General features: G+C 67.9%; 21 protein-coding genes. 12 read left to right on the plus strand and 9 right to left on the minus strand.

Annotated features, from left to right (window positions below):
• Positions 1 to 154: 154 nt before the first annotated feature.
• Positions 155 to 580, plus strand: coding sequence for a hypothetical protein (locus ACDP63_RS16390; RefSeq protein WP_024845051.1), 426 nt, complete (start codon positions 155 to 157; stop codon positions 578 to 580).
• On the opposite strand, the gene ACDP63_RS16395 is transcribed toward ACDP63_RS16390, so the two are convergent.
• Together ACDP63_RS16395 and ACDP63_RS16400 are read right to left on the minus strand one after the other, a co-directional pair.
• On the minus strand, positions 550 to 1,953 hold the full coding sequence (locus ACDP63_RS16395) for an HlyD family type I secretion periplasmic adaptor subunit (protein WP_024845050.1): 1,404 nt from the start codon (positions 1,951 to 1,953) through the stop codon (positions 550 to 552). The two genes, ACDP63_RS16390 and ACDP63_RS16395, sit on opposite strands and share 31 nt — an antisense overlap.
• Complete coding sequence (locus ACDP63_RS16400) at positions 1,950 to 3,692, minus strand: type I secretion system permease/ATPase (RefSeq protein ID WP_024845049.1); 1,743 nt, start codon at positions 3,690 to 3,692, stop codon at positions 1,950 to 1,952. Before ACDP63_RS16400 ends, ACDP63_RS16395 begins: the two co-directional genes overlap by 4 nt.
• Before the next feature lie 160 nt (positions 3,693 to 3,852).
• Here ACDP63_RS16400 and ACDP63_RS16405 point away from each other — a divergent pair, with 160 nt between their 5' ends.
• On the plus strand, positions 3,853 to 4,581 hold the full coding sequence (locus ACDP63_RS16405; RefSeq protein ID WP_024845048.1) for a VacJ family lipoprotein: 729 nt from the start codon (positions 3,853 to 3,855) through the stop codon (positions 4,579 to 4,581).
• Positions 4,571 to 5,167 carry a phospholipid-binding protein MlaC gene (locus tag ACDP63_RS16410; protein WP_024845047.1) on the plus strand — a complete coding sequence of 199 codons (597 nt, stop codon included), beginning with the start codon at positions 4,571 to 4,573 and terminating at the stop codon, positions 5,165 to 5,167. Before ACDP63_RS16405 ends, ACDP63_RS16410 begins: the two co-directional genes overlap by 11 nt.
• A 148-nt stretch (positions 5,168 to 5,315) precedes the next feature.
• Here ACDP63_RS16410 and ACDP63_RS16415 read toward each other — a convergent pair whose 3' ends face one another.
• Positions 5,316 to 7,655 (minus strand): transglycosylase domain-containing protein, encoded by a 2,340-nt coding sequence (locus tag ACDP63_RS16415; protein ID WP_024845046.1) that lies wholly within the window; start codon positions 7,653 to 7,655, stop codon positions 5,316 to 5,318.
• 259 nt (positions 7,656 to 7,914) lie between these two features.
• Between ACDP63_RS16415 and ACDP63_RS16420 the strand changes: the two genes are divergently transcribed.
• Entirely contained in the window at positions 7,915 to 9,360 is a 1,446-nt protein-coding gene (locus ACDP63_RS16420) for an ammonium transporter (RefSeq protein WP_197029443.1), read from the plus strand.
• 70 nt (positions 9,361 to 9,430) lie between these two features.
• On the opposite strand, the gene ACDP63_RS16425 is transcribed toward ACDP63_RS16420, so the two are convergent.
• Positions 9,431 to 10,432, minus strand: coding sequence for a polyprenyl synthetase family protein (locus ACDP63_RS16425; protein WP_409928286.1), 1,002 nt, complete (start codon positions 10,430 to 10,432; stop codon positions 9,431 to 9,433).
• Positions 10,433 to 10,507: 75 nt separating this feature from the next.
• On the opposite strand from ACDP63_RS16425, the gene ACDP63_RS16430 reads away from it, so the two are divergent.
• From ACDP63_RS16430 to ACDP63_RS16440, 3 genes are read left to right on the plus strand one after another with little or no spacing between them, the layout of a single operon-like run.
• A complete protein-coding gene (locus ACDP63_RS16430) occupies positions 10,508 to 10,720 on the plus strand; it encodes a DUF2007 domain-containing protein (RefSeq protein ID WP_024845043.1) in 213 nt (70 codons plus the stop codon).
• Positions 10,713 to 11,471 (plus strand): tRNA1(Val) (adenine(37)-N6)-methyltransferase, encoded by a 759-nt coding sequence (locus ACDP63_RS16435; protein WP_024845042.1) that lies wholly within the window; start codon positions 10,713 to 10,715, stop codon positions 11,469 to 11,471. Before ACDP63_RS16430 ends, ACDP63_RS16435 begins: the two co-directional genes overlap by 8 nt.
• Positions 11,472 to 11,529: 58 nt before the next feature.
• Positions 11,530 to 11,694, plus strand: coding sequence for a YdcH family protein (locus ACDP63_RS16440; protein WP_072461905.1), 165 nt, complete (start codon positions 11,530 to 11,532; stop codon positions 11,692 to 11,694).
• A gap of 101 nt (positions 11,695 to 11,795) precedes the next feature.
• Here ACDP63_RS16440 and ACDP63_RS16445 read toward each other — a convergent pair whose 3' ends face one another.
• The 4 genes from ACDP63_RS16445 to ACDP63_RS16460 all read right to left on the minus strand — a co-directional run bounded on the left by ACDP63_RS16445 (position 11,796) and on the right by ACDP63_RS16460 (position 14,909).
• Positions 11,796 to 12,521, minus strand: a complete 726-nt coding sequence (locus ACDP63_RS16445) for a beta-ketoacyl-ACP reductase (protein ID WP_024845041.1) — start codon at positions 12,519 to 12,521, stop codon at positions 11,796 to 11,798.
• 86 nt (positions 12,522 to 12,607) lie between these two features.
• Complete coding sequence (locus ACDP63_RS16450; RefSeq protein ID WP_024845040.1) at positions 12,608 to 13,783, minus strand: acetyl-CoA C-acetyltransferase; 1,176 nt, start codon at positions 13,781 to 13,783, stop codon at positions 12,608 to 12,610.
• A gap of 71 nt (positions 13,784 to 13,854) precedes the next feature.
• Positions 13,855 to 14,058 carry a hypothetical protein gene (locus tag ACDP63_RS16455; protein ID WP_024845039.1) on the minus strand — a complete coding sequence of 68 codons (204 nt, stop codon included), beginning with the start codon at positions 14,056 to 14,058 and terminating at the stop codon, positions 13,855 to 13,857.
• A 23-nt stretch (positions 14,059 to 14,081) separates the two neighbouring features.
• Positions 14,082 to 14,909 (minus strand): EAL domain-containing protein, encoded by an 828-nt coding sequence (locus ACDP63_RS16460; RefSeq protein ID WP_024845038.1) that lies wholly within the window; start codon positions 14,907 to 14,909, stop codon positions 14,082 to 14,084.
• Between the two features lie 92 nt (positions 14,910 to 15,001).
• Between ACDP63_RS16460 and ACDP63_RS16465 the strand changes: the two genes are divergently transcribed.
• The gene (locus ACDP63_RS16465) at positions 15,002 to 15,586 is read left to right on the plus strand and encodes a DNA-3-methyladenine glycosylase I (RefSeq protein WP_028710544.1); all 585 of its coding nucleotides are present in this window, start codon (positions 15,002 to 15,004) and stop codon (positions 15,584 to 15,586) included.
• On the opposite strand, the gene ACDP63_RS16470 is transcribed toward ACDP63_RS16465, so the two are convergent.
• On the minus strand, positions 15,564 to 16,118 hold the full coding sequence (locus tag ACDP63_RS16470) for a TlpA disulfide reductase family protein (protein WP_024845036.1): 555 nt from the start codon (positions 16,116 to 16,118) through the stop codon (positions 15,564 to 15,566). The two genes, ACDP63_RS16465 and ACDP63_RS16470, sit on opposite strands and share 23 nt — an antisense overlap.
• A gap of 22 nt (positions 16,119 to 16,140) precedes the next feature.
• Between ACDP63_RS16470 and argH the strand changes: the two genes are divergently transcribed.
• From argH to lysA, 4 genes are read left to right on the plus strand one after another with little or no spacing between them, the layout of a single operon-like run.
• The gene (argH, locus tag ACDP63_RS16475; protein ID WP_024845035.1) at positions 16,141 to 17,550 is read left to right on the plus strand and encodes an argininosuccinate lyase; all 1,410 of its coding nucleotides are present in this window, start codon (positions 16,141 to 16,143) and stop codon (positions 17,548 to 17,550) included.
• Positions 17,547 to 17,714, plus strand: coding sequence for a hypothetical protein (locus ACDP63_RS16480; protein ID WP_024845034.1), 168 nt, complete (start codon positions 17,547 to 17,549; stop codon positions 17,712 to 17,714). Before argH ends, ACDP63_RS16480 begins: the two co-directional genes overlap by 4 nt.
• Positions 17,695 to 17,970, plus strand: coding sequence for a DUF2834 domain-containing protein (locus ACDP63_RS16485; RefSeq protein ID WP_024845033.1), 276 nt, complete (start codon positions 17,695 to 17,697; stop codon positions 17,968 to 17,970). The genes ACDP63_RS16480 and ACDP63_RS16485 overlap by 20 nt, the downstream gene beginning before the upstream one ends.
• Positions 17,970 to 19,235 carry a diaminopimelate decarboxylase gene (gene lysA / locus ACDP63_RS16490; RefSeq protein WP_024845032.1) on the plus strand — a complete coding sequence of 422 codons (1,266 nt, stop codon included), beginning with the start codon at positions 17,970 to 17,972 and terminating at the stop codon, positions 19,233 to 19,235. The genes ACDP63_RS16485 and lysA overlap by 1 nt, the downstream gene beginning before the upstream one ends.
• The last annotated feature ends 3 nt before the right edge of the window (positions 19,236 to 19,238 follow it).

A 19,238-nucleotide genomic window follows, 5' to 3' on the forward strand; every position in this document is an offset into this window, starting at 1 on the left:
GCTCCTCGTCTCAGGCTCCTCGTCATCATCTCCTCCTGGCAAATCACAGGAGCAGTGAATCAGACATTGTTCATCGCGTGAATCCTCAAAGCGACCCGGTGTTGGTCAAATTCGCTCTAGGCGTCCGACCTATCGCTGCGATCGGCCCAATCTCATGCTCGGCCTGCTGCGCTGTCTCAGCTTCGGCGGATCCCGTGTGGACGCCGCGATCGCATCGGAGATACTGCGGGTGGTCGAGCCGATGGCGGTCGAGGCCGCGCTGGAGGCAGAGCGGATGCACAGGGAAGGAGAGGCCGAGCGCCGGCGCATAGCCGAACTCGGCCTGCAGCAGTCAGAATACGATGCTTCGCTGGCGGAACGGCGCTATGCCGCCTGCGACCCGGAGAACCGGCTTATCGCGGCCCAGCTTGAGAAGCATTGGGAAGCCATTGATTTTAAACACCCGAAAAATTGCAGAGTCTCAAACCTTTTGTCATCCATCATCACGCCGGGGGCGCGACTCCCCCGGGATATTTGGACAAGGGAGAATGACGGGGGGGCCGGGGCCGTTCAGTTCTCGCGGAAGGCACGGGTGAAGTAATCCGTCAGGGGCTTGGCCAGATAGGCCATCGGGCTGCGTTCGCCCGTCTGGACATAGACCTCGACCGGCATGCCGGGCATCAGGTCCAGCCCCTTCAGTTTTTCGGCCTCGGTGGCGGGGATCGTCACCTCGCCGCGATAATAGGGTACATGCGTGGCCGGGTCGACCAGGGTGTCGGGGGAGACGCGGCTGAGCATCCCGTCGATCTCGGGCGTGGTGCGCGACGAGAAGGACGAGAAGCGCAGCACCACCCTTTGTCCGGGTTGGACCTCGTCGATATTGATGGTGGCGATGCGGGCGGCGACCAGCAGCGGCCGGTCCTGCGGGATGATGAACAGGATCGGATCGGCCGGGCGGATCACCGAGCGCGGGGTGGTGATCTGCAATTCCTGTACCACGCCCGAGACCGGGGCGCGGATGTCCAACCGGGCGATGCGCTCGGCCAGCGCACGGCGGCGCTCGGCCAGTTCCAGCTCGCGATAGCCCAGTTCGCGCAGTTCGGTTTCGGCGACTTCGCGGCGGGTGGCGGTCTTTTCCAGCCGCGACAGGTCGATTTCGGCCAGCTGCGTCACGGCGCGGGCGCGGGTCGCCGTCGCCTCGCCCAGAAGCCCGTCGAGCCGGGCGGCCTCGCGTTCCAGCGCCAGCACGCGCGGGGCCTGCGCCAGGCCCTTTTCCAGCAAGGACCGCTGGTCGCGCAATTCCTGGGCGATGAAGCCGCGCTGCTGCTCCAGCGCCTGGGTTTGCGCGTCCACGCCGCCGATCTGCGACTGCACCTGTTCGGATTGCTTGGCCAATTGGCCCAGGGATTGTTCGAGCGTGTCGAGCCGGGCCTGGAACAGGCTGGCCTGCCCCTCCATCAGCGCGGCGAGTTCGGGGCGGTTGGCGGCGGCCTCGACCAGTTCCTGCGGGAAGGCGATCCGCTTGCGGTCGGCGCGTTCGGCCTCGAGCCGGCCGCGGCGGGCGAGGATCTCGAAATACTGGCCCTCGACGATGGCGAGCTCGGTCCCCAGAAGCGCGCCGTCCAGCCGGATCAGCGGCTGGCCGGCGGTCACGCTTTCGCCGTCATGGATCAGGATCCCGGCCACCACCCCGCCATCGGGGTGCTGGACGACCTGGCGGCGCTGCTCGACCTCGACCTGGCCGGGTGCGACCACAGCGCCGGCGATACGCGCGGTCCAGGACCAGAGCCCGAAGCCGCCGACCAGAACCAGCATCGCCGCCAGCCCCAGGATGACCGGGCCACGCGCCGACCAGTCGGGGCGCCTGGGCGGTGGGGATGGCCCCGGGGCCGGATGCGGCCCGGCGGAAACGCGGGCCACGTCGCCGGGCATGTCGTCGGCCGGCGCGCGGCCGGATCGGTTCGGATCGCTCATGTCACCCCTCCGCCGTGGCCCTGGGCACGGGCGATCTGCTCGGCGTTCTTGACCAGGGATTTCAGCACCTCGTCGCGCGGGCCGAACGCACGGCGCAGGCCCTGGTCCAGCACCAGCAGCAGGTCGCATTCGGTGATCGCAGCCGGGCGATGGGCCATGATGATGACGGCGCCGCCGCGCGCCTTGATGGTGCGGATCGCCAGGTTCAGCGCCGTCGATCCCTCATTATCGAGATTCGAGTTCGGCTCGTCCAGGACGAAGATGACCGGGTCGGCGTAAAGCGCGCGGGCCAGGCCGATGCGCTGGATCTGGCCGCCGGAAAGCTGCCCGCCGGCCTGGCTGACGCGGGTGTCGTAGCCCTGCGGCAGGTCCAGGATCATGCGATGCGCGGCGGCGGCCGTGGCGGCGGCGACGACGCGCTGCGGATCGGGCTGGGGCGAGAGGCGGGCGATGTTCTCGGCGATGGTGCCGTCGAACAGCGTGACCTGCTGCGGCAGATAGCCGATCAGCCGGCCGAGTGCGTCCGGGTCGTATTGGTCCAGCGTCGCCCCCCCGAGCCGGATCGAGCCCGAGGCGACGGGCCAGGCGGCGATCAGCGCCCGCGCCAGCGTGGTCTTGCCGGCGCCCGAGGGGCCGATCACCCCGAGCGCCTGGCCGGGGGCAAGGTCGAAGCTGACCCCGCGCAGCATCGCCGCGCCCTGGCCGGGGGGCACGACGGCCAGGTTGCGCAGCTCGAGCCGGGCCTCGGGTCGGGGCAGGGGCGTGCGCTGCGCGACCGGCGGGTGGCGCGACAGCAGCTCGGCCAGCCGTTTCCAGCCGTCCTGGGCGCGCTGGACCATGGACCAGCCGCCCACCACCTGCTCGACCGGGGCCAGCGCCCGGCCCATCAGGATCGACGAGGCGATCATGGCGCCCGGCGTCACCTGCTGGCGCAGCACCAGCCAGGCGCCGGCGGCCAGCAGCGCGCTTTGCAGAAACAGCCGGAAGGTGCGGGAGAAGACGGTGAAGCCGGTGGCGCGGTCGCTGGCGCGCAGCGTCGCCTCGGTCGCACGGTCGCGCGCCGCCTGCCAGCGGCGGAAGGCCGCCGCCCGCATGCCGAGCGAGCCGATCAACTCGCCCTCGTCGCGGTAGAGGTCGGACATGCGCTCGGCCGATTGCGCGGCGACGCCGGCCTGCTGCAGCAGATCGCGGCTGAGCCATTGGTTCAAGAGCGTCGCCGCGACCAGCACCGCCATGCCCGCCGTCGCCACCGCGCCCAGGATCGGGTGGAAGATGAAGACCGCTGCCAGGAAAAAGGGCGCCCAGGGCAGGTCGAACAGCGCCATCAGCACCGGCGAGGCGATCAGCCGCTGCACTGCCTCGAGGTCGCGCATGCCGCCGCGCACCACAAGGTCCGAGCCGGCGGCCTGGCCGTCCTGAAGCGCGGCGGTGAAGACCCGCCCCTCCATCCGGTCCTGGAAACGGGCGGCGATGCGGGACATCACGCGGTTGCGCGCCAGGTCGATCACCCCCATCAGCGTGAACAGGAACGCGACCAGCAGAAACAGGGCGGTCAATGTTTCGACCGAGCGGCTGGCCAGCACGCGATCATAGACCTGCATCATGAACAGCGGCCCGGTCAGCATCAGCAGGTTCACCGCAAAGGAAAACAGGCCGACAATGGCGTAAAGCTGCCAGGCCAGGCTGCGCGCGGATTGCAGTTCGCGCTGGCCGTCATGTCGCATCGGCGGCAAGGCCATGCCGGTTCCTTCCTCGTTACCATGACCGGGCTTGCCCGGAATCGCCCCAGCGCATATCCCAAAGCGCAGCCGTGAAACAGTCCGCCGCCGCCCCGCCGTCTGCCCCGAGGCGAATCGCCGCCGGTCCTACCAGTCTTAGCTTCAGAAGGTTATCAAAAGCTTGCCTGCGTGGAATCTCCCCCTGCTTCTTGTCGCGGCCGTCGTGCTGGTGGCCTGTTCGAACCGCGACGGTGACGGCATCCATGACCCTTACGAACCGATGAACCGCAAGGTCCATGCCTTCAACCGCGGGATCGACGCGCATGTCGTCAAGCCGCTGGGCGCAGGCATGTCGGGCGGCGAAGGGAGCGGGATCGGCAGCCATGTCGTCGCGGGCCTTGGCAATTTCGGCTCGAACCTGGCACAGCCGGGCAGGGTGGTGAACCACTTGCTGCAAGGCAAGCCGGGGCCGGCCGCGCGCATGACCCTGCGGTTCCTGGTGAACACGACGGTCGGGCTGGCGGGCTTTCTCGATCCGGCCGCCAGCGATTTCTCCCTGCCCGAGGAGGACACGGATTTCGGCCAGACCCTTGCCACCTGGGGGGTGGGCGAGGGGGCCTATCTGGAACTGCCGCTGATTGGTCCCTCGACCCAGCGCGATGCGGCGGGCCGCGTCGTCGATCTGGTCATCGACCCGATGCGGGGCTGGCTGAACCGCGACCAATACCTGATCGGCATGGGGGCACGCGTCGCCTCAAAAGCCGGTGAGCGGGGCCGTTTCGGCGATTCCGTCGATTCCATCCTGCACGAAAGCGCCGATAGTTATGCCCAGACGCGGCTGATCTGGTTGCAGCATCGCCGTCACGAACTGGGCGAGGAAGGAGAGCACATTGACCCTTATGCCGAATGAAACCCGCCGCGGGTTCCTGGGCCTGGTCGGCGCGGGGCTGGCCATCGCCGTCCGGCCCGCCTGGGCGCTGGACACCGGCGAGGCGCGGGCGCTGATCGAGAAATCCCTGGGCGAAGTCTATGCCGTGATCAATTCCGGCCAGCCGCCGGCGCAGATGTATCGCGCCTTCGAGGCGATCTTCGCGCGCTATGCCGATGTCGAGATCATCGCCCGCTCGGCCCTGGGTCCGGCGGCGCGCCAGGCCGGGGCGGCCGAGTTTGCGGCCTATCGCCAGGCGTTCCAGGGCTATATCGGGCGCAAATACGGCAAGCGCTTCCGCGAGTTCATCGGCTCGAAGATCGAGGTCACGGGCGCCAGGCCGGTGAAATCCTTCTTTGCCGTGACCTCGGTCGCCTATCTCAAGGGTCGCAGCCCGATGGAAGTGGAATGGCATGTCTCGGACAAGTCCGGGAAGAGCCGCTATTTCAACATCATCATCGAGGGGGTGAACATGCTCGCCTCGGAACGGGCCGAGATCGGGGCGATGCTGGCGCGGCGCAAGGGCGATCTGGCGGCGCTGACGGCGGACTTGCAGCAGGCAGGCTGAGCCCCGGCGCGCGTCCCGGCGCCAAGGACAAAGCGGCTTCTTCGTTCCCCAAATACCCACCGCGGCGGCGCGGCCGGGCGGGCACAGTGATGACGCCTGCGGCCTGCACGAAAAACAGGAAGGCCGGTCCCGCGGAACCGGCCGTTCCTCATTCCTGATAGACACCCTGGATGCCGCGCAGCGCCTGGGTCAGCGCGTCGTCGGCGCCGGGCGGCGGCATCTCGGCTTCGGGTCCGCTGGTCACGGTCTCGGCCGGGAAGGTGGGCGGGCCGCCGGGCGTCTGCACGCCGGGATCGGGCAGGGCGCGCCCGGCCCCGTCCCCTGGCTGCGCCTGATCCTGGCGCTGGCCTTGCGGCAAGGGCTGGCCAAGCGCCTCGGACAGCGCCGCGGCCAGGGGATCGGCCGCGCCATCGCCGCCGGTGCTGACCACCTGCGGGACGGCACTGTCCGGGTCGAAGGCGAAACTGCCCAGCGATTCGACCGGCAGGCCCTCGTGGATCTCGGCCATCACCGCCTGCCAGATCTCGGCCGGCAGCCCGCCGCCGGTCACGCCCTTCAGCGGCGTGTTGTCGTCATAGCCCATCCAGACGCCGGTGACATATTGCCCGGTGAAGCCGATGAACCAGGCGTCGCGATAGCTCGAGGTGGTGCCGGTCTTGCCCGCCGCCGGACGGCCCGACAGCCTGGCGCGGGTGCCGGTGCCGCGCTCGATCACCTGCTGCATCATGCCGATCAGCTCGCGCGCCGCCTTTTGCGAGATCACGCGCTGGCCCATGCCGCCGGCCTGGCCGATCAGCGCCTGGTCGTCGCCCTTGATGCGCAGCTCCACCAGGCCGTAGGGGCTGACGGCGGTGCCGCCGTTGCGGATGCCGGCATAGGCGCCGGTCATCGCCAGCAGCGTCGATTCCGAGACGCCCAGCCCCAGCGAGGGGCCGCTGGCCAGGTCGCTGGCAAAGCCGAAATCCTGCGCCACGCGGCGCACGGCATCGCGGCCGGCGATTTCCTGCAGGCGGATGGTGGCGGTGTTCAGCGATTGCGACAGGGCGCGGGTCAGCGTCACCTCGCCCGAATAGCGGCGGGTGTAGTTCTGCGGCGACCACGGTCCCGAGCCGCGCACGTTGATGGTCAGCGGCGCGTCCAGCACCGTGTCGTTCGGGCTGTAGCCCTGGTCCAGCGCGGCGGCAAAGACGAAGGGCTTGAAGCTGGAGCCGGTCTGCCGCTTGGCCTGGGTCGCGCGGTTGAAGGTGCCGGTCGCGGTATTGTCGCGCCCGCCGATCATGGCGCGCACGGCGCCGTCGGGCGACATCACCACCACGGCCGCCTGCGCCTTGGAGCCCTCGGCGACCTTTTCGTCGAAGATGCGCTTCAGCGCACGTTCGGCGGCGCGCTGCACGCGCTGGTCGAAGGTGGTGGTGATGGTGACGTCCTCGGTCGTCTCGCTGGTCAGGAAGCCGGGGCCGGATTCCATTACCCAATCGGCAAAATAGCCGCCGGCCCGCGCCGCCGCCGCCTTGGACAGCGCCGCCGGTTGCGCCTTGGCCTCGGCGAATTGCCTGTCGTCCAGATAGCCCTGGTCATGCATCAGCCCCAGGATCACCGTGGCCCGGTCCTGGGCGCGTTGCAGGTTCGAGGTCGGCGCGAAATAGCTGGGCGCCTTGAGCAGCCCGGCCAGCATCGCCGCCTCGGCCGCGTTCACCTCGGCGGCCGACTTGTCGAAGTAACGCTGCGCCGCCGCCTCGAAGCCGCGCGCCCCGGCACCCAGATACGAGCGGTTCATGTAGATGTTCAGGATGTCCTGCTTGGAATACTTGAACTCCATCGCCAGCGCATAGGGCACTTCCTTGACCTTGCGCCAGATCGAGGACTTGCGGCACTCGGCCTCGAACTCGGCCTCGGATTTCCAGCGGATCGGGTCGAAGCTCTCGCCCAGGCACAGAAGCTTGGCGACCTGCTGGGTGATGGTCGAACCGCCGTTGCCCTCCAGCGGGCCGCGGCCGGCGGCCAGGTTGATCTTGATGGCGCTGGCGATGCCCTGCGGGTCCACGCCCGGATGGCGATAGAATCGCTTGTCCTCGGTGGCGACCACCGCGTCCTTCAGCACCGGTGCGATCTTGTCGGCGCTGACCATGCCGAAAGTTTCGCCACGCCAGGCAAAGACCCGGCCCTCGGTGTCCAGCATGGTGACGGAACCGCGGGCACGGCCGTCGAAAAGCGCCGCAGGTTCGGGCAGCGTGGTGTAATAATAGAAGCTGGCGGCCAGCAGAATCAGCGCCACCGTCAGCCCCAGCCGCCAGAAGGCGCCCCAGATCACCCGCCAGACCAGCGCGATGATTCCGGCGATTCCCCGCGTCACCACATTGCCGCCGCGCCGCCGCCTGGGGGGCTTGCCAGGGGATGATCCGCCGGTTCGTTTCTGCGCTTTCTGAGGGGCTTGGTCGAAATTGCGCTTGTCCGCGACGATGCGGCCCTTGCCGGTCGGTTTCTTCATGCCTGCTTTCCTGCCCGGCCGATTGCTCCGGCCCATTGGCGCGCAACATACATCAAAGCCAGGGGCTTGAGAACCGAGATGACCTATCAGTGAACTGCCCCCGCAGGCTGCAAAACCCGGCATTCCTGCCCTTATTTCGGGCAGGCGAGGGGCGGGCCGGGCCGAAAGCTGCACAAACCTTGTGCCTGGAGGGGGGCGGCGGGTTTCCTGACCGGGACATGGAACTGCTGCAACGCAGAAAGAAGGTGCAGGAAACATGATGAGACCTACCGCGATCAAACCCATGATCCCGGCGCTCGCCCTCCCGCTGATCGGGCTGGCGGTGCCGGCCCTGGCGCAGGATGCCGAGGCCCCGGCGGCGACCGTCGAAACCGTCGTCGAGACCCTGGCGCCCATCGTCGACAAGGGCGACACGACCTGGATGATGATTTCGGCCATCCTGGTCATGGCCATGTCCATTCCGGGGCTGGCGCTGTTCTATGGCGGGCTGGTGCGGGCCAAGAACATGCTCTCGGTGCTGATGCAGGTCTTCACCATCTTCTGCATCATGTCGATCCTGTGGGTCTGTTTCGGCTATTCGCTGGCCTTCACCGGCGCCGGCTCGGCCGAGGAGGCGACCTGGCTCACGCCCTTCATCGGCGGCCTCTCCAAGGCGTTCCTGGCGGGGGTGGACAGCGCGTCCCTTGCCGAGACCTTTACCACCAATGTCTATGTGCCGGAATATGTCTTCATCATCTTCCAGATGGCCTTCGCCTGCATCGCGCCGGCGCTGATCGTCGGCGCCACGGTCGAGAGGATGAAATTCGCGGCCGTGCTGGCCTTCGTGGTGATCTGGTTCTTCTTCTCCTACCTGCCCATGGCGCATATGGTCTGGTGGTGGGGCGGGCCCTCGGCCTATGACGCGCCGGGCGGCTTCCTGTTCGGCCATGGCGACCTGGACTTCGCCGGCGGCACGGTCATCCACATCAATGCCGGCGTCGCCGGGCTGGTGGCGGCGCTGGTCGTCGGGCCGCGGCTGGGCTACGGCAAGGAGTTGATGGCGCCGCACAACCTGCCCTTTACCTTCCTGGGCGGCTGCCTGCTGTGGATCGGCTGGTTCGGCTTCAACGCCGGCTCGAACATGGAGGCCACCGGCACCGCCGCCATGGCGATCCTGAACACCACCGTCGCCACCGCCGCCGCCGCGCTGGCCTGGGCCTTCGGCGAATGGCTGCTGCGCGGCCACCCCTCGCTTCTGGGCGGGGTCTCGGGTGCCATCGCCGGCCTCGTCGGCATCACCCCCGCCGCCGGCTTCGTCGGCCCGATGGGCGCCATCGTCATCGGCCTGGCCGCGGGCTTCCTGTGCATGTGGTTCGTCGTCAGCCTGAAGGCGAAGCTGGGCGTGGACGAAAGCCTGGACGTGTTCGGCATCCACGGTATCGGCGGCATCGTCGGCGCCATCCTGACTGGCGTCTTCGCCGCGCCGTCGCTGGGCGGCTCGGGCATCTACGACTATGCCACCGAATCGGTCGTGGCCGGCTATGACATCGCCGGCCAGGTGATGACCCAGACGTTGGGCGTGACCGTGGCGGTGGTCTGGTCGGCCGTGGTCTCGTTCATCGCGCTGATGATCGTTAAGGCGGTGATCGGCCTGCGCGTCTCGGGCGGCGACGAGCGGCAGGGCCTCGATGTCACCACCCATGGCGAGAACGCCTATAACAGCTGAGGCAGGGCTTCAGGCAAAAGGAAAAGCCCGGCTTCTTGCCGGGCTTTTTCGTCGGCGCGGGGCTTGATGGTCAGGACAGGCGCGAGACCACGAAATCCGCCAAGTCCGCCAGGATGCGGCGCAGGGGCTGGTCGGGCGCGGCTTGCAGCGCCGCCTTGGCGCGGCCGGCCCAGGCGATGGCATCGGCGCGGGCGGCCTCCAGCGCCTCGCGGCGGCGCAGGATCTCCAGCGCAGTGGCCAGGTCGGCCTCGTCCTGCCGGCCCTGGCCGATGGTGCGTTCCCAGAAGGCGCGCTCGGCCTCGTCGGCGCGGGCGATGGCCTTGATCACCGGCAGAGTCAGCTTGCGCTCGCGGAAATCGTCGCCGACATTCTTGCCGATCGTGGTGGTCGAGCCGCCGTAATCCAAGAGGTCGTCGACGATCTGGAAGGCGATCCCCAGCGCATCGCCGTAATCGAACAGCGCCCGCTGCACCGCCGGGTCGGCGCCGGCCACCACCGCGCCTGCCTCGGTCGCGGCGGAAAACAGCGCCGCTGTCTTGCCGCGCACGATCTGGATATAGGTGTCCTCGGTGGTCGAGACGTCCTGCGCGGCGGTCAGCTGCAGCACCTCGCCCTCGGCGATGGTGGCGCTGGCATTGGCCAGGATGCGCATGACCTGCATGCTCTCCGTATCCGCCATCAGCTGGAAGCTGCGCGCGAACAGGTAATCGCCGACCAGCACGCTGGACTTGTTGTCCCACAGCAGGTTGGCCGTCGGCCGGCCGCGCCGCTGCCGGCTTTCGTCGACCACGTCGTCATGCAGAAGCGTTGCGGTATGGATGAACTCGACCGCCGCGGCCAGCAGCACATGGCTGTCGCCGCCATAGCCGCACAGCCGCGCGGCCGCCAGCACCAGCATCGGCCGCAGCCGCTTGCCGCCGGCCTCGACCAGATGCGCGGTCACTTCCGGAATGCGGGAGGCGTGGCGGCTGGCCATGCGTTCGCGGATCAGCGCATTGACCCGGCCCATATCCCCGGCCAGTTCCACGGAGAGCCGGTCGAGCGGCTTGGAGACGTTTTCGTTCATGCCCATCAGCGATCCCCTTTTGCTGCCAGCCATTGCCACGCCATGGACACATGCGCAACAGCCGCGTAACTTTGCTGTGTCATGAAAGAGCTTCTGCGCACCACCGATCCACTTCTCATCACCCGCGCCGCCGACCTGCTGGCGGCCGAGGGGATCCATGCCTTTCCGCTGGACCAGCACATGAGCGTGCTGGAAGGTTCGCTGGGCATCCTGCCGCGGCGGCTGATGGTGGCGGATCGCGACCTGTTCATGGCGCGTGCCATCCTGCGGGACAATCGCATCCATCATGACTGAACTGCGCGAGGACGGATTCCTCGGCGGCCGGCTGCGCATTGCCCAGCCCGCGCAGGGCTATCGCGCCGGGGCGGATGCGGTGATGCTGGCGGCGGCCTGCCCGGCGCGACCCGGCGACAGCGTGCTGGAACTGGGCTGCGGGGCAGGGGCGGCGCTGTTGTGCCTGGGCGCGCGGGTGCCGGGCCTGCGGCTGGCCGGGCTGGAACTCCAGCCGGCTTATGCCGAGCTGGCGCGACGCAATGCCGCGGCCAATGCCATTCCGGCCGAGCTGCATGAGGGCGACCTGGCCCGGATGCCTGCCGCCCTGCGCGGCCAAAGCTTCGACCATGTGATCGCCAACCCGCCCTATTTCACCGGCGGCCCGCCGGCGCCCGATGTCGGCCGCGGCCGCGCCCGGCACGAGGCCACGCCCCTGCCGCTGTGGATCGAGGCCGGGCTGCGCCGGTTGCGGCCGGGCGGCTGGCTGACGCTGATCCAGCGCAGCGAGCGGCTGGCCGAGATCCTGGCCGCGCTTTCGGCCGCGGCCGGGGCGATCACGATCCTGCCGGTCGCGGCGCGCGAGGGGCGCGAAGCGGGGCGGATCATCGTCGCCGCGCGCAAGGGCGCGCGGGCGCCGCTGCGCCTGCTGTCGCCCTTTGTCATGCATGCAAAACCGTTACATTCGGCCGATGAAGAAGACCTGACCGGGGCCGCACAGGCGGTTTTGCGCGAGGGTGCGGCACTTTCGCTCGGCGGGCCGAATTTTCGGTGACAATGTGACGATTCTATGCTGCAATCCCTTGGTTCGATCAATCCAAGAGGAGGACGGAATGTCGGTTGAATCCCATGTGCAGGAGCTTCGCCGCAAACATCAGTCACTTTCGAACGCCATCGAGGCCGCGCATCGCAGCCCCGGCACGGATGACCTCACCATCGCCCGGATGAAGAAGGAAAAACTTCGCCTCAAGGAAGAGATCACGCGCCTGTCGCATTGACCTGCGGCGCGGGCGGGCCCGTGCCCGCCCGAAGGCCAGGACCATGGAATGAGAAACGGCCCGCGACATCTCGCGGGCCGTTGCCTGTCGGGGGAGCCGGCTCAGACGAAGAACTGGCCGCCATTGGCGCTGATGGTCGAGCCGGTGATGAAACCGGCATCCTCGGAAGCCAGGAAGACCACGCAGCGCGCGATTTCCTCGGGCTCGCCCAGGCGGCCGACCGGGATCTGGGGGATGATGCGCTCGTTCAGCACCTTCTCGTCGATGGCGCGGACCATCTCGGTGCCGATATAGCCGGGGCAGATCGCGTTCACGGTGATGCCGGCACGGGCGCCTTCCTGGGCCAGCGCCTTGGTAAAGCCCAGGTCGCCTGCCTTGGCCGCCGAATAGTTCGCCTGGCCGGCCTGGCCCTTCTGGCCGTTGATCGAGCTGATGTTGACGATACGGCCGTATTTGCGGTCGCGCATGCCCGACCAGACCGGATGGGTCATGTTGAACAGGCCCGTCAGGTTGGTGTCGATGACCTCTTTCCACTGCTGGGGGGTCATCTTGTGGAACATCGCGTCGCGGGTGATGCCGGCATTGTTGACCAGCACGGCGATGGGGCCAAGCTCCTCCTCCACCTGCTTGATGCCCGCCGCGCAGGCGTCGTAATCCGCCACCGACCATTTGTAGGTCTTGATGCCGGTTTCCTCGGTAAAGGCGCGGGCGGCATCGTCATTGCCGGCGTAATTCGCCGCGACCGTATAGCCGGCCTCCTTCAGCGCCTTCGAGATTGCCGCGCCGATGCCGCGCGACCCGCCGGTCACAAGGGCCACTTTTGCCATTTTTCGTCCCCCTTTGAAAATGGTCGTGAAATTGTGTTACCGAACTGGCACGGCGCGCGCAAGATAGTTGCGCGCGCCTTTTCGGGTCAGGGGCGCTCGAGGCACAGGGCGACGCCCATGCCGCCGCCGATGCACAGCGTGGCCAGGCCCTTTTTCGCGTCGCGGCGCTGCATTTCGAACAGCAGCGTGTTCAGGATGCGGCAGCCCGAGGCGCCGATGGGATGGCCGATGGCGATGGCGCCGCCGTTCACGTTCACGATCGAGGGATCCCAGCCCATGTCGCGGTTCACGGCGATGGCCTGGGCAGCGAAGGCCTCGTTCGCCTCGACCAGGTCCAGGTCGCCGACCGACCAGCCGGCCTTTTCCAGCGCCTTGCGGCTGGCGGGGATCGGGCCGGTGCCCATGATCTGCGGGTCCACACCGGCGGTCGCATAGGAGGCGATGCGGGCCAGCGGCGTCAGGCCGCGGCGAGCGGCCTCGTCCTCGGTCATGACCAGCACGGCGGCGGCGCCGTCGTTCAGGCCCGAGGCATTGCCGGCCGTCACCGTCCCCTCCTTGCTAAAGGCGGGGCGCAGCTTCTCCATTGCCTCCAGCGTGGCGCCGTGGCGGATGTATTCATCGGCATCGACCACCGTCTCGCCCTTGCGGGACTTGATGGTCACGGGCACGATCTCGTCGGCGAACTTGCCGGCCTTCTGCGCAGCCTCGGCCTTGTTCTGCGAGGCGACGGCGAACTGGTCCTGCTCGGCCCGCGAGATTTCCCATTTGCCGGCGACGTTTTCGGCCGTGGTGCCCATGTGGTAATCGTTGAAGGCGTCCCAGAGCCCGTCCTTGATCATGGTGTCGAGCATCTTCATGTCGCCCATCTTCTGCCCGGCGCGGATATAGGCGGCATGGGGTGCCAGCGACATGGATTCCTGGCCGCCGGCCACGACGATCCTGGCGTCGCCCAGCAGAACCTGCTGCGCCGCCAGCGCCACCGTACGCAGACCCGAGCCGCAGACCTGGTTGATGACCCAGGCCGCCGATTCCCGCGGGAAGCCGGCCTTGATATGCGCCTGGCGGGCGGGGTTCTGGCCCTGGGCGGCGGTCAGCACCTGGCCCAGGATGGTTTCGGACACTTCGGAAGGATCGATTCCGGCGCGCTCGACGACCGCTTTCAGGACGATGGCGCCAAGCTCATGCGCCGGCAGGTTCGCAAAGGATCCCAGAAAGCTGCCGACGGGGGTGCGGGCAGCGGAAACGATTACGGCTTTGGTCATGACGGGCTCCTTCCCAGATGGCCGAAAATATTCGGTTACAGGAAGACTGTTTGCCGTTTCGTTACCCGAGGTCAAGCGGACTTGATGCTGTGCTGCTGCCAATAGGCGGCATGGCCGCGAGGCTTGGGCGCCCGTTCGCGCAGGCCGGCAAGCCGCGTGGTCGTGACGCCTGCCAGGCCGATCCGCGCCGGCCGGCCGGTCGGTCGGGAAATCGTCCGCCATCGCTCTGGACCGCGGGCCAGGGCGCCGCCGGTCACCATGGCGGCGGCGGGCATTTCTACCGCAGGGTGAATCGGGTTCAGCTGCGCCGGGCGGCGGTGCTGGGCGATTTCCAGGGCGGCACGATGGTCGGGGCGCCGAAATAATAGCCCTGCAGGCAGTCTATGCCCATGTCGATCAGGAAGGCCGCGTCCTCGGCCGTCTCGACCGATTCCGCGACGGTGAACATGTCGAAATGCCGGGCAATGGATTGCAGCGCCCGCGCCAGCACCTGGTTGTCGCGCTGCGTGGCGATATCGCGGACGAACTGTCCGTCGATCTTGACCATGTCGAAGCAGAAATCCCGCAGGTAGCGGAACGAGGTATAGCCGGCGCCGAAATCGTCCAGCGCGAAGCTGACGCCCTGGGCCTGCAACTCCTGCATGAATTGTTCGACCAGCTCGGGCATGCCCATGGCCGAGCTTTCGGTGATCTCGAGGATCAGCCGCTCGGCGATGCTGACATCGCCGGCGATGCCCTTGCGCAGGGTGCGCAGCCAGGCCGGATAGCCGATGGAGCGCGCCGACATGTTGATCGAAAGCCTGAGCGAGGGCGCTTCGGCCAGGGATTTCAGCCCCAGCGACAGCGACAGGCAGTCGATCTGCCGTCCCAGTTCCGTGGTTTCGGCCAGCGGCAGGAAATCGCGCAGCGGCACGATGCGCCCGGTTTCATCGATGATTCGGATCAGCCCCTCGTGGAAGGCTGCGTGGTCGGTGCGATCCGCCTGCACCACCGGCTGATAGGCCAGGACGGCGTCGCCGCGCGAGACCGCCCGCCGCACCGTCGCCATTGTCACCCGCGCCTGCCGGTCCACGGCGAAATCCAGCGGAGAGCCCATTTCCAGTCGCGAATCGATTTTGTCGGTCATGCCAAGACTCCTGTCATCCACGGCACTCTGGCGATCATCTCCTAAGATCGCGTAAACTGAAGCCGCATTCTCGACTCGAGGTTAACGGATCCTTGCCCGACCTGTCCGAACGCTGCGCCTGGTGCGGCTCCGACCCGCTTTACGTCGCCTATCACGACCATGAATGGGGCGTGCCGGAATACGATTCCCGCGCGCTTTGGGAAAAGCTGGTGCTGGACGGTTTTCAGGCGGGGCTGAGCTGGATCACCATCCTGCGCAAGCGCGAGGCCTTCCGCGAGACCTTCGAGGGCTTCGACCCCGAGCGCGTCGCCGCCTGGGGCGAGCCGCAGATCACGCGCGCCCTGCAAAACCCCGGCATCATCCGCCATCGTGGCAAGATCGAGGCCGCCGTCCGGGGCGCCCGGCTGTTCCTGGAGATCGAGGCGGGCGAGGGGTTCTCGCCCTTCATCTGGTCCTTCGTCGGCGGCCGGCCGATCCAGAACCATTTCACCGCCATGAGCCAGGTTCCCGCCAAGACCGCGGAATCCGAAGCCATGGCCAAGGCATTGAAAAAGCGTGGATTCAACTTCTGCGGGCCGGTGATCACTTATGCCTTCATGCAGGCCTGCGGGCTGGTCAACGACCACATGACCCATTGCCCGGCCCATGCCCGCGTCAAGGCGCTGTCGCCTGCCTGACCAGTTCCTTGGCCGCCTCCGAGGACCAGTCGGCGCCGCCGATCAACCGGGCGATCTCGTTGCCGTCGCGGTCGATCAGCACCGTCACCGGCATGCCCATCACCCCCATTTCGCGCGCAAGTTGCTGGCGCGGGTCCAGATGCACCGGCAGATGGGTGATGCCTTCCTCGTCCAGGAATTTCCTGACCGCGGGCGGCGGGTTGTGGCCGGCGGCAATGGCCAGGACCTCGAAATCCTCGCCGCCCATCTCGGCCTGAAGCGCGTCGAGCGAGGGCATTTCCTCGCGGCAGGGGGCGCACCAGGTGGCCCAGAAATTCAGCAGCACCACCTTGCCCCGCCAGTCGGCCAGGCTGTGCGTGCCGCCCTCGGGGTCGGTGAAGCCGGTTGCGGGCACCGGGGTCGGATCGGTGGGCGCCAGCTTGGCCAGCCCGCCGTCACGGGCGGCCTGCCAGTCGATTTCGCCGGCAAATGCCGGGCCGAAACCCGCATTTGCACCGATCAGCAGCGCCGTATAAAGAACCAGCCAACGCATTCCACCCCCCGAAGGACAAGTCATGACCGAGCAGCCCACCACCGCCAACCAGATGTGGGGCGGACGTTTCGCCGCAGGCCCGGACGCGATCATGGAGGCGATCAACGCCTCGATCGGCTTCGACCGGCGGCTCTATGCCCAGGACATCCGGGGCAGCCGCGCCCATGCCGCGATGCTTGCGGCACAAGGCATCATCAGCACTAGCGATGCCGAGGCGATCGGGGAAGGGCTGCTCACGGTCTTGTCAGAGATCGAGGCGGGCGACTTCCCCTTCTCGACCGCGCTGGAAGATATCCACATGAACGTGGAATCGCGGCTCAAGGAGATCATCGGCGAGCCGGCGGGGCGGCTGCACACGGCGCGGAGCCGCAACGACCAGGTGGCGACCGATTTCCGGCTCTGGGTGCGCGACCAATGCGATGCGGCCATCCAGGGGCTCGATGCGCTGATCCGCGTCGCCCTGTCGCAGGCCGAGCGGGGCGCGGATTGGGTCATGCCCGGCTTTACCCATCTGCAGACGGCGCAGCCGGTCACCTGGGGCCATCACATGATGGCCTATGTCGAGATGTTCGGCCGTGACCTGTCGCGTTTCCGGGACGCGCGCAAGCGCATGAACGAATCGCCCCTGGGCGCCGCCGCCCTGGCCGGCACCGGCTTTCCCATCGACCGCGAGGCGACGGCGCGCGCGCTTGGCTTCGACCGGCCGATGGCCAACAGCCTGGACGCGGTCAGCGACCGGGATTTCGCGCTGGAGTTCCTGTCCTCGGCCGCGATCTGCGCCGTCCACCTGTCGCGGCTGGCCGAGGAGCTGGTGATCTGGTCCTCGGCGCAGTTCCGTTTCGTCACCATGTCGGACCGCTTCTCGACCGGCTCGTCGATCATGCCGCAGAAGAAGAACCCCGACGCGGCCGAGCTGATCCGGGCCAAGATCGGCCGCATCCTTGGGGCGGCCGTGGCGCTGTTCGTGGTGATGAAGGGCCTGCCCTTGGCCTATTCCAAGGACATGCAGGAGGACAAGGAGCAGGTCTTCGATGCCGCGGACAACCTGATGCTGGCCTTGGCGGCGATGACCGGGATGCTGTCGGACCTGACGGCGAACCGCGAGCGGCTGGAGGCGGCGGCGGGCTCGGGCTTTTCCACCGCGACCGACCTGGCCGACTGGCTGGTGCGCGAGGCCGGGCTGCCCTTCCGCGACGCCCATCACGCGACCGGCGCGCTGGTCGCCATGGCCGAGCAGGCCGGCATCGACCTGCCGGAGCTGACGCTTGAGCAGATGCAATCGGTCAACCCCGCGATCACCGCGGATGTCTATAACGTGCTGGGCGTGCATAACTCGGTCGCCTCGCGCATGTCCTATGGCGGCACCGCACCCCGGCAGGTCCGCGCCCAGATCGCCCGCTGGAAAGAGAAACTGGAGGAGAAATCCGCATGACGCAGCATCTGCTTTTGGCCGCTTTCGCGCTGATCCTGGCAAGCCTGGCCGCTTGCGGCGTCGACGGCGCCCCGACCCGTCCCGAGCCCGCCCGCGAAACCGTGCCGGAACCCGGCGTGCATATCAGCGGAGAGGCGCGTTTCGGTGTCGTCACGCAGCTCTGAGCTGACGCCGCTGCGGCTGGCCTGGGCCGCGCTTGCGCTGGCCGGCCTGGTGGCGGCGCTGTGGCGGGGCGAGGCGTCGTGGCAGGGCGCGGGCGGGTCCGAGCTGGTGGCACACGCAACGCTGACGCTGTGGTGCCTGGTCGAGACCATGCAGCGCCGCAACTGGGCGGCGCTGCTGACGCTGCCGGCGCTGGCGCTGGGGATCGGCTTTGCGCTGCCGCTTTATCTGTTCATCCGCTCTCGCAGGATCACCTGATGGATCACTTCAACTATGTCGATGGCTGGCTGCATGCCGAGGAGGTGCCGCTGGCCCGCATCGCGGCCGAGGTCGGCACCCCGGTCTATGTCTATTCCACCGCGACGCTGACCCGGCATTTCAAGCTGTTCCAGCAGGCGCTGGACTGGACCGACCACCTGGTCTGCTTTGCGGTCAAGGCGAATTCGAACATCGCCGTGCTGAAGCTTCTGGGCGACCTGGGCGCGGGCATGGACATCGTCTCGGCCGGGGAATATGCGCGGGCCAGGGCGGCAGGTGTGCCGGGCGAGCGAATCGTGTTCTCCGGCGTCGGCAAGCTTGAATCCGAGATGCGCATGGCGCTGGAAGGCGGCATCCGCCAGTTCAATGTCGAATCCGAGCCGGAGCTGGAATTGCTGTCGCGCGTCGCCACCTCGATGGGCGTCGAGGCGCCGATCGCCGTGCGGGTGAACCCGGACGTGGATGCCAGGACGCATGAGAAGATCGCCACCGGCAAGTCGGAAAACAAGTTCGGCATCCCCATCGCGCGGGCGCGCGAGGTCTATGCCCATGCCGCGCGCCTGCCCGGCATCCGGGTGGTCGGCATCGACATGCATATCGGCAGCCAGCTGACCGACCTGGAGCCCTATCGCCAGGCCTATGCCAAGATGGCCGAGCTGACCCGCGCGCTGCGCGCCGACGGCCATGCCATCACCCGGCTCGACATGGGCGGCGGCCTGGGCATCCCTTACCGGCGCGACAACAACGCGCCGCCCCTGCCGATCGAATACGGCCAGGTGATCCGCGACGCCGTGGGCGACCTGGGCTGCGAGATCGAGATCGAACCGGGGCGCAACATCGCCGGCAATGCGGGCATCCTGCTGGCCTCGGTGATCTACCTGAAACAGGGCGAGGGGCGGGATTTCCTGATCCTCGACGCCGCCATGAACGACCTGATCCGGCCGGCGATGTATTCGGCCCATCACGACATCGTCCCGGTGCGCGAGCCGGCGCCGGGGGCGGAGGCCGCGCCCCATGACGTGGTCGGCCCGGTCTGCGAGACCGGCGACACCTTCCAGAAGGCGGTCGATCTGCCGGTGCTGGGGCCCGGCGACCTGGTGGCGCTGCGCTCGGCCGGGGCCTATGGGGCGGTGATGGCCTCGGAATACAATTCGCGGCCCCTGGTGCCCGAGGTCCTGGTCAGCGGCGATCAATTCGCCGTCATCCGGGCGCGACCGACGCTTGAGGAAATGCTGGGACGCGATACCATCCCGGAATGGCTTTAGGTA

The organism is Paracoccus sp. P2 (assembly GCF_046335115.1).
Classification (GTDB): Bacteria; Pseudomonadota; Alphaproteobacteria; order Rhodobacterales; family Rhodobacteraceae; genus Paracoccus; species Paracoccus pantotrophus.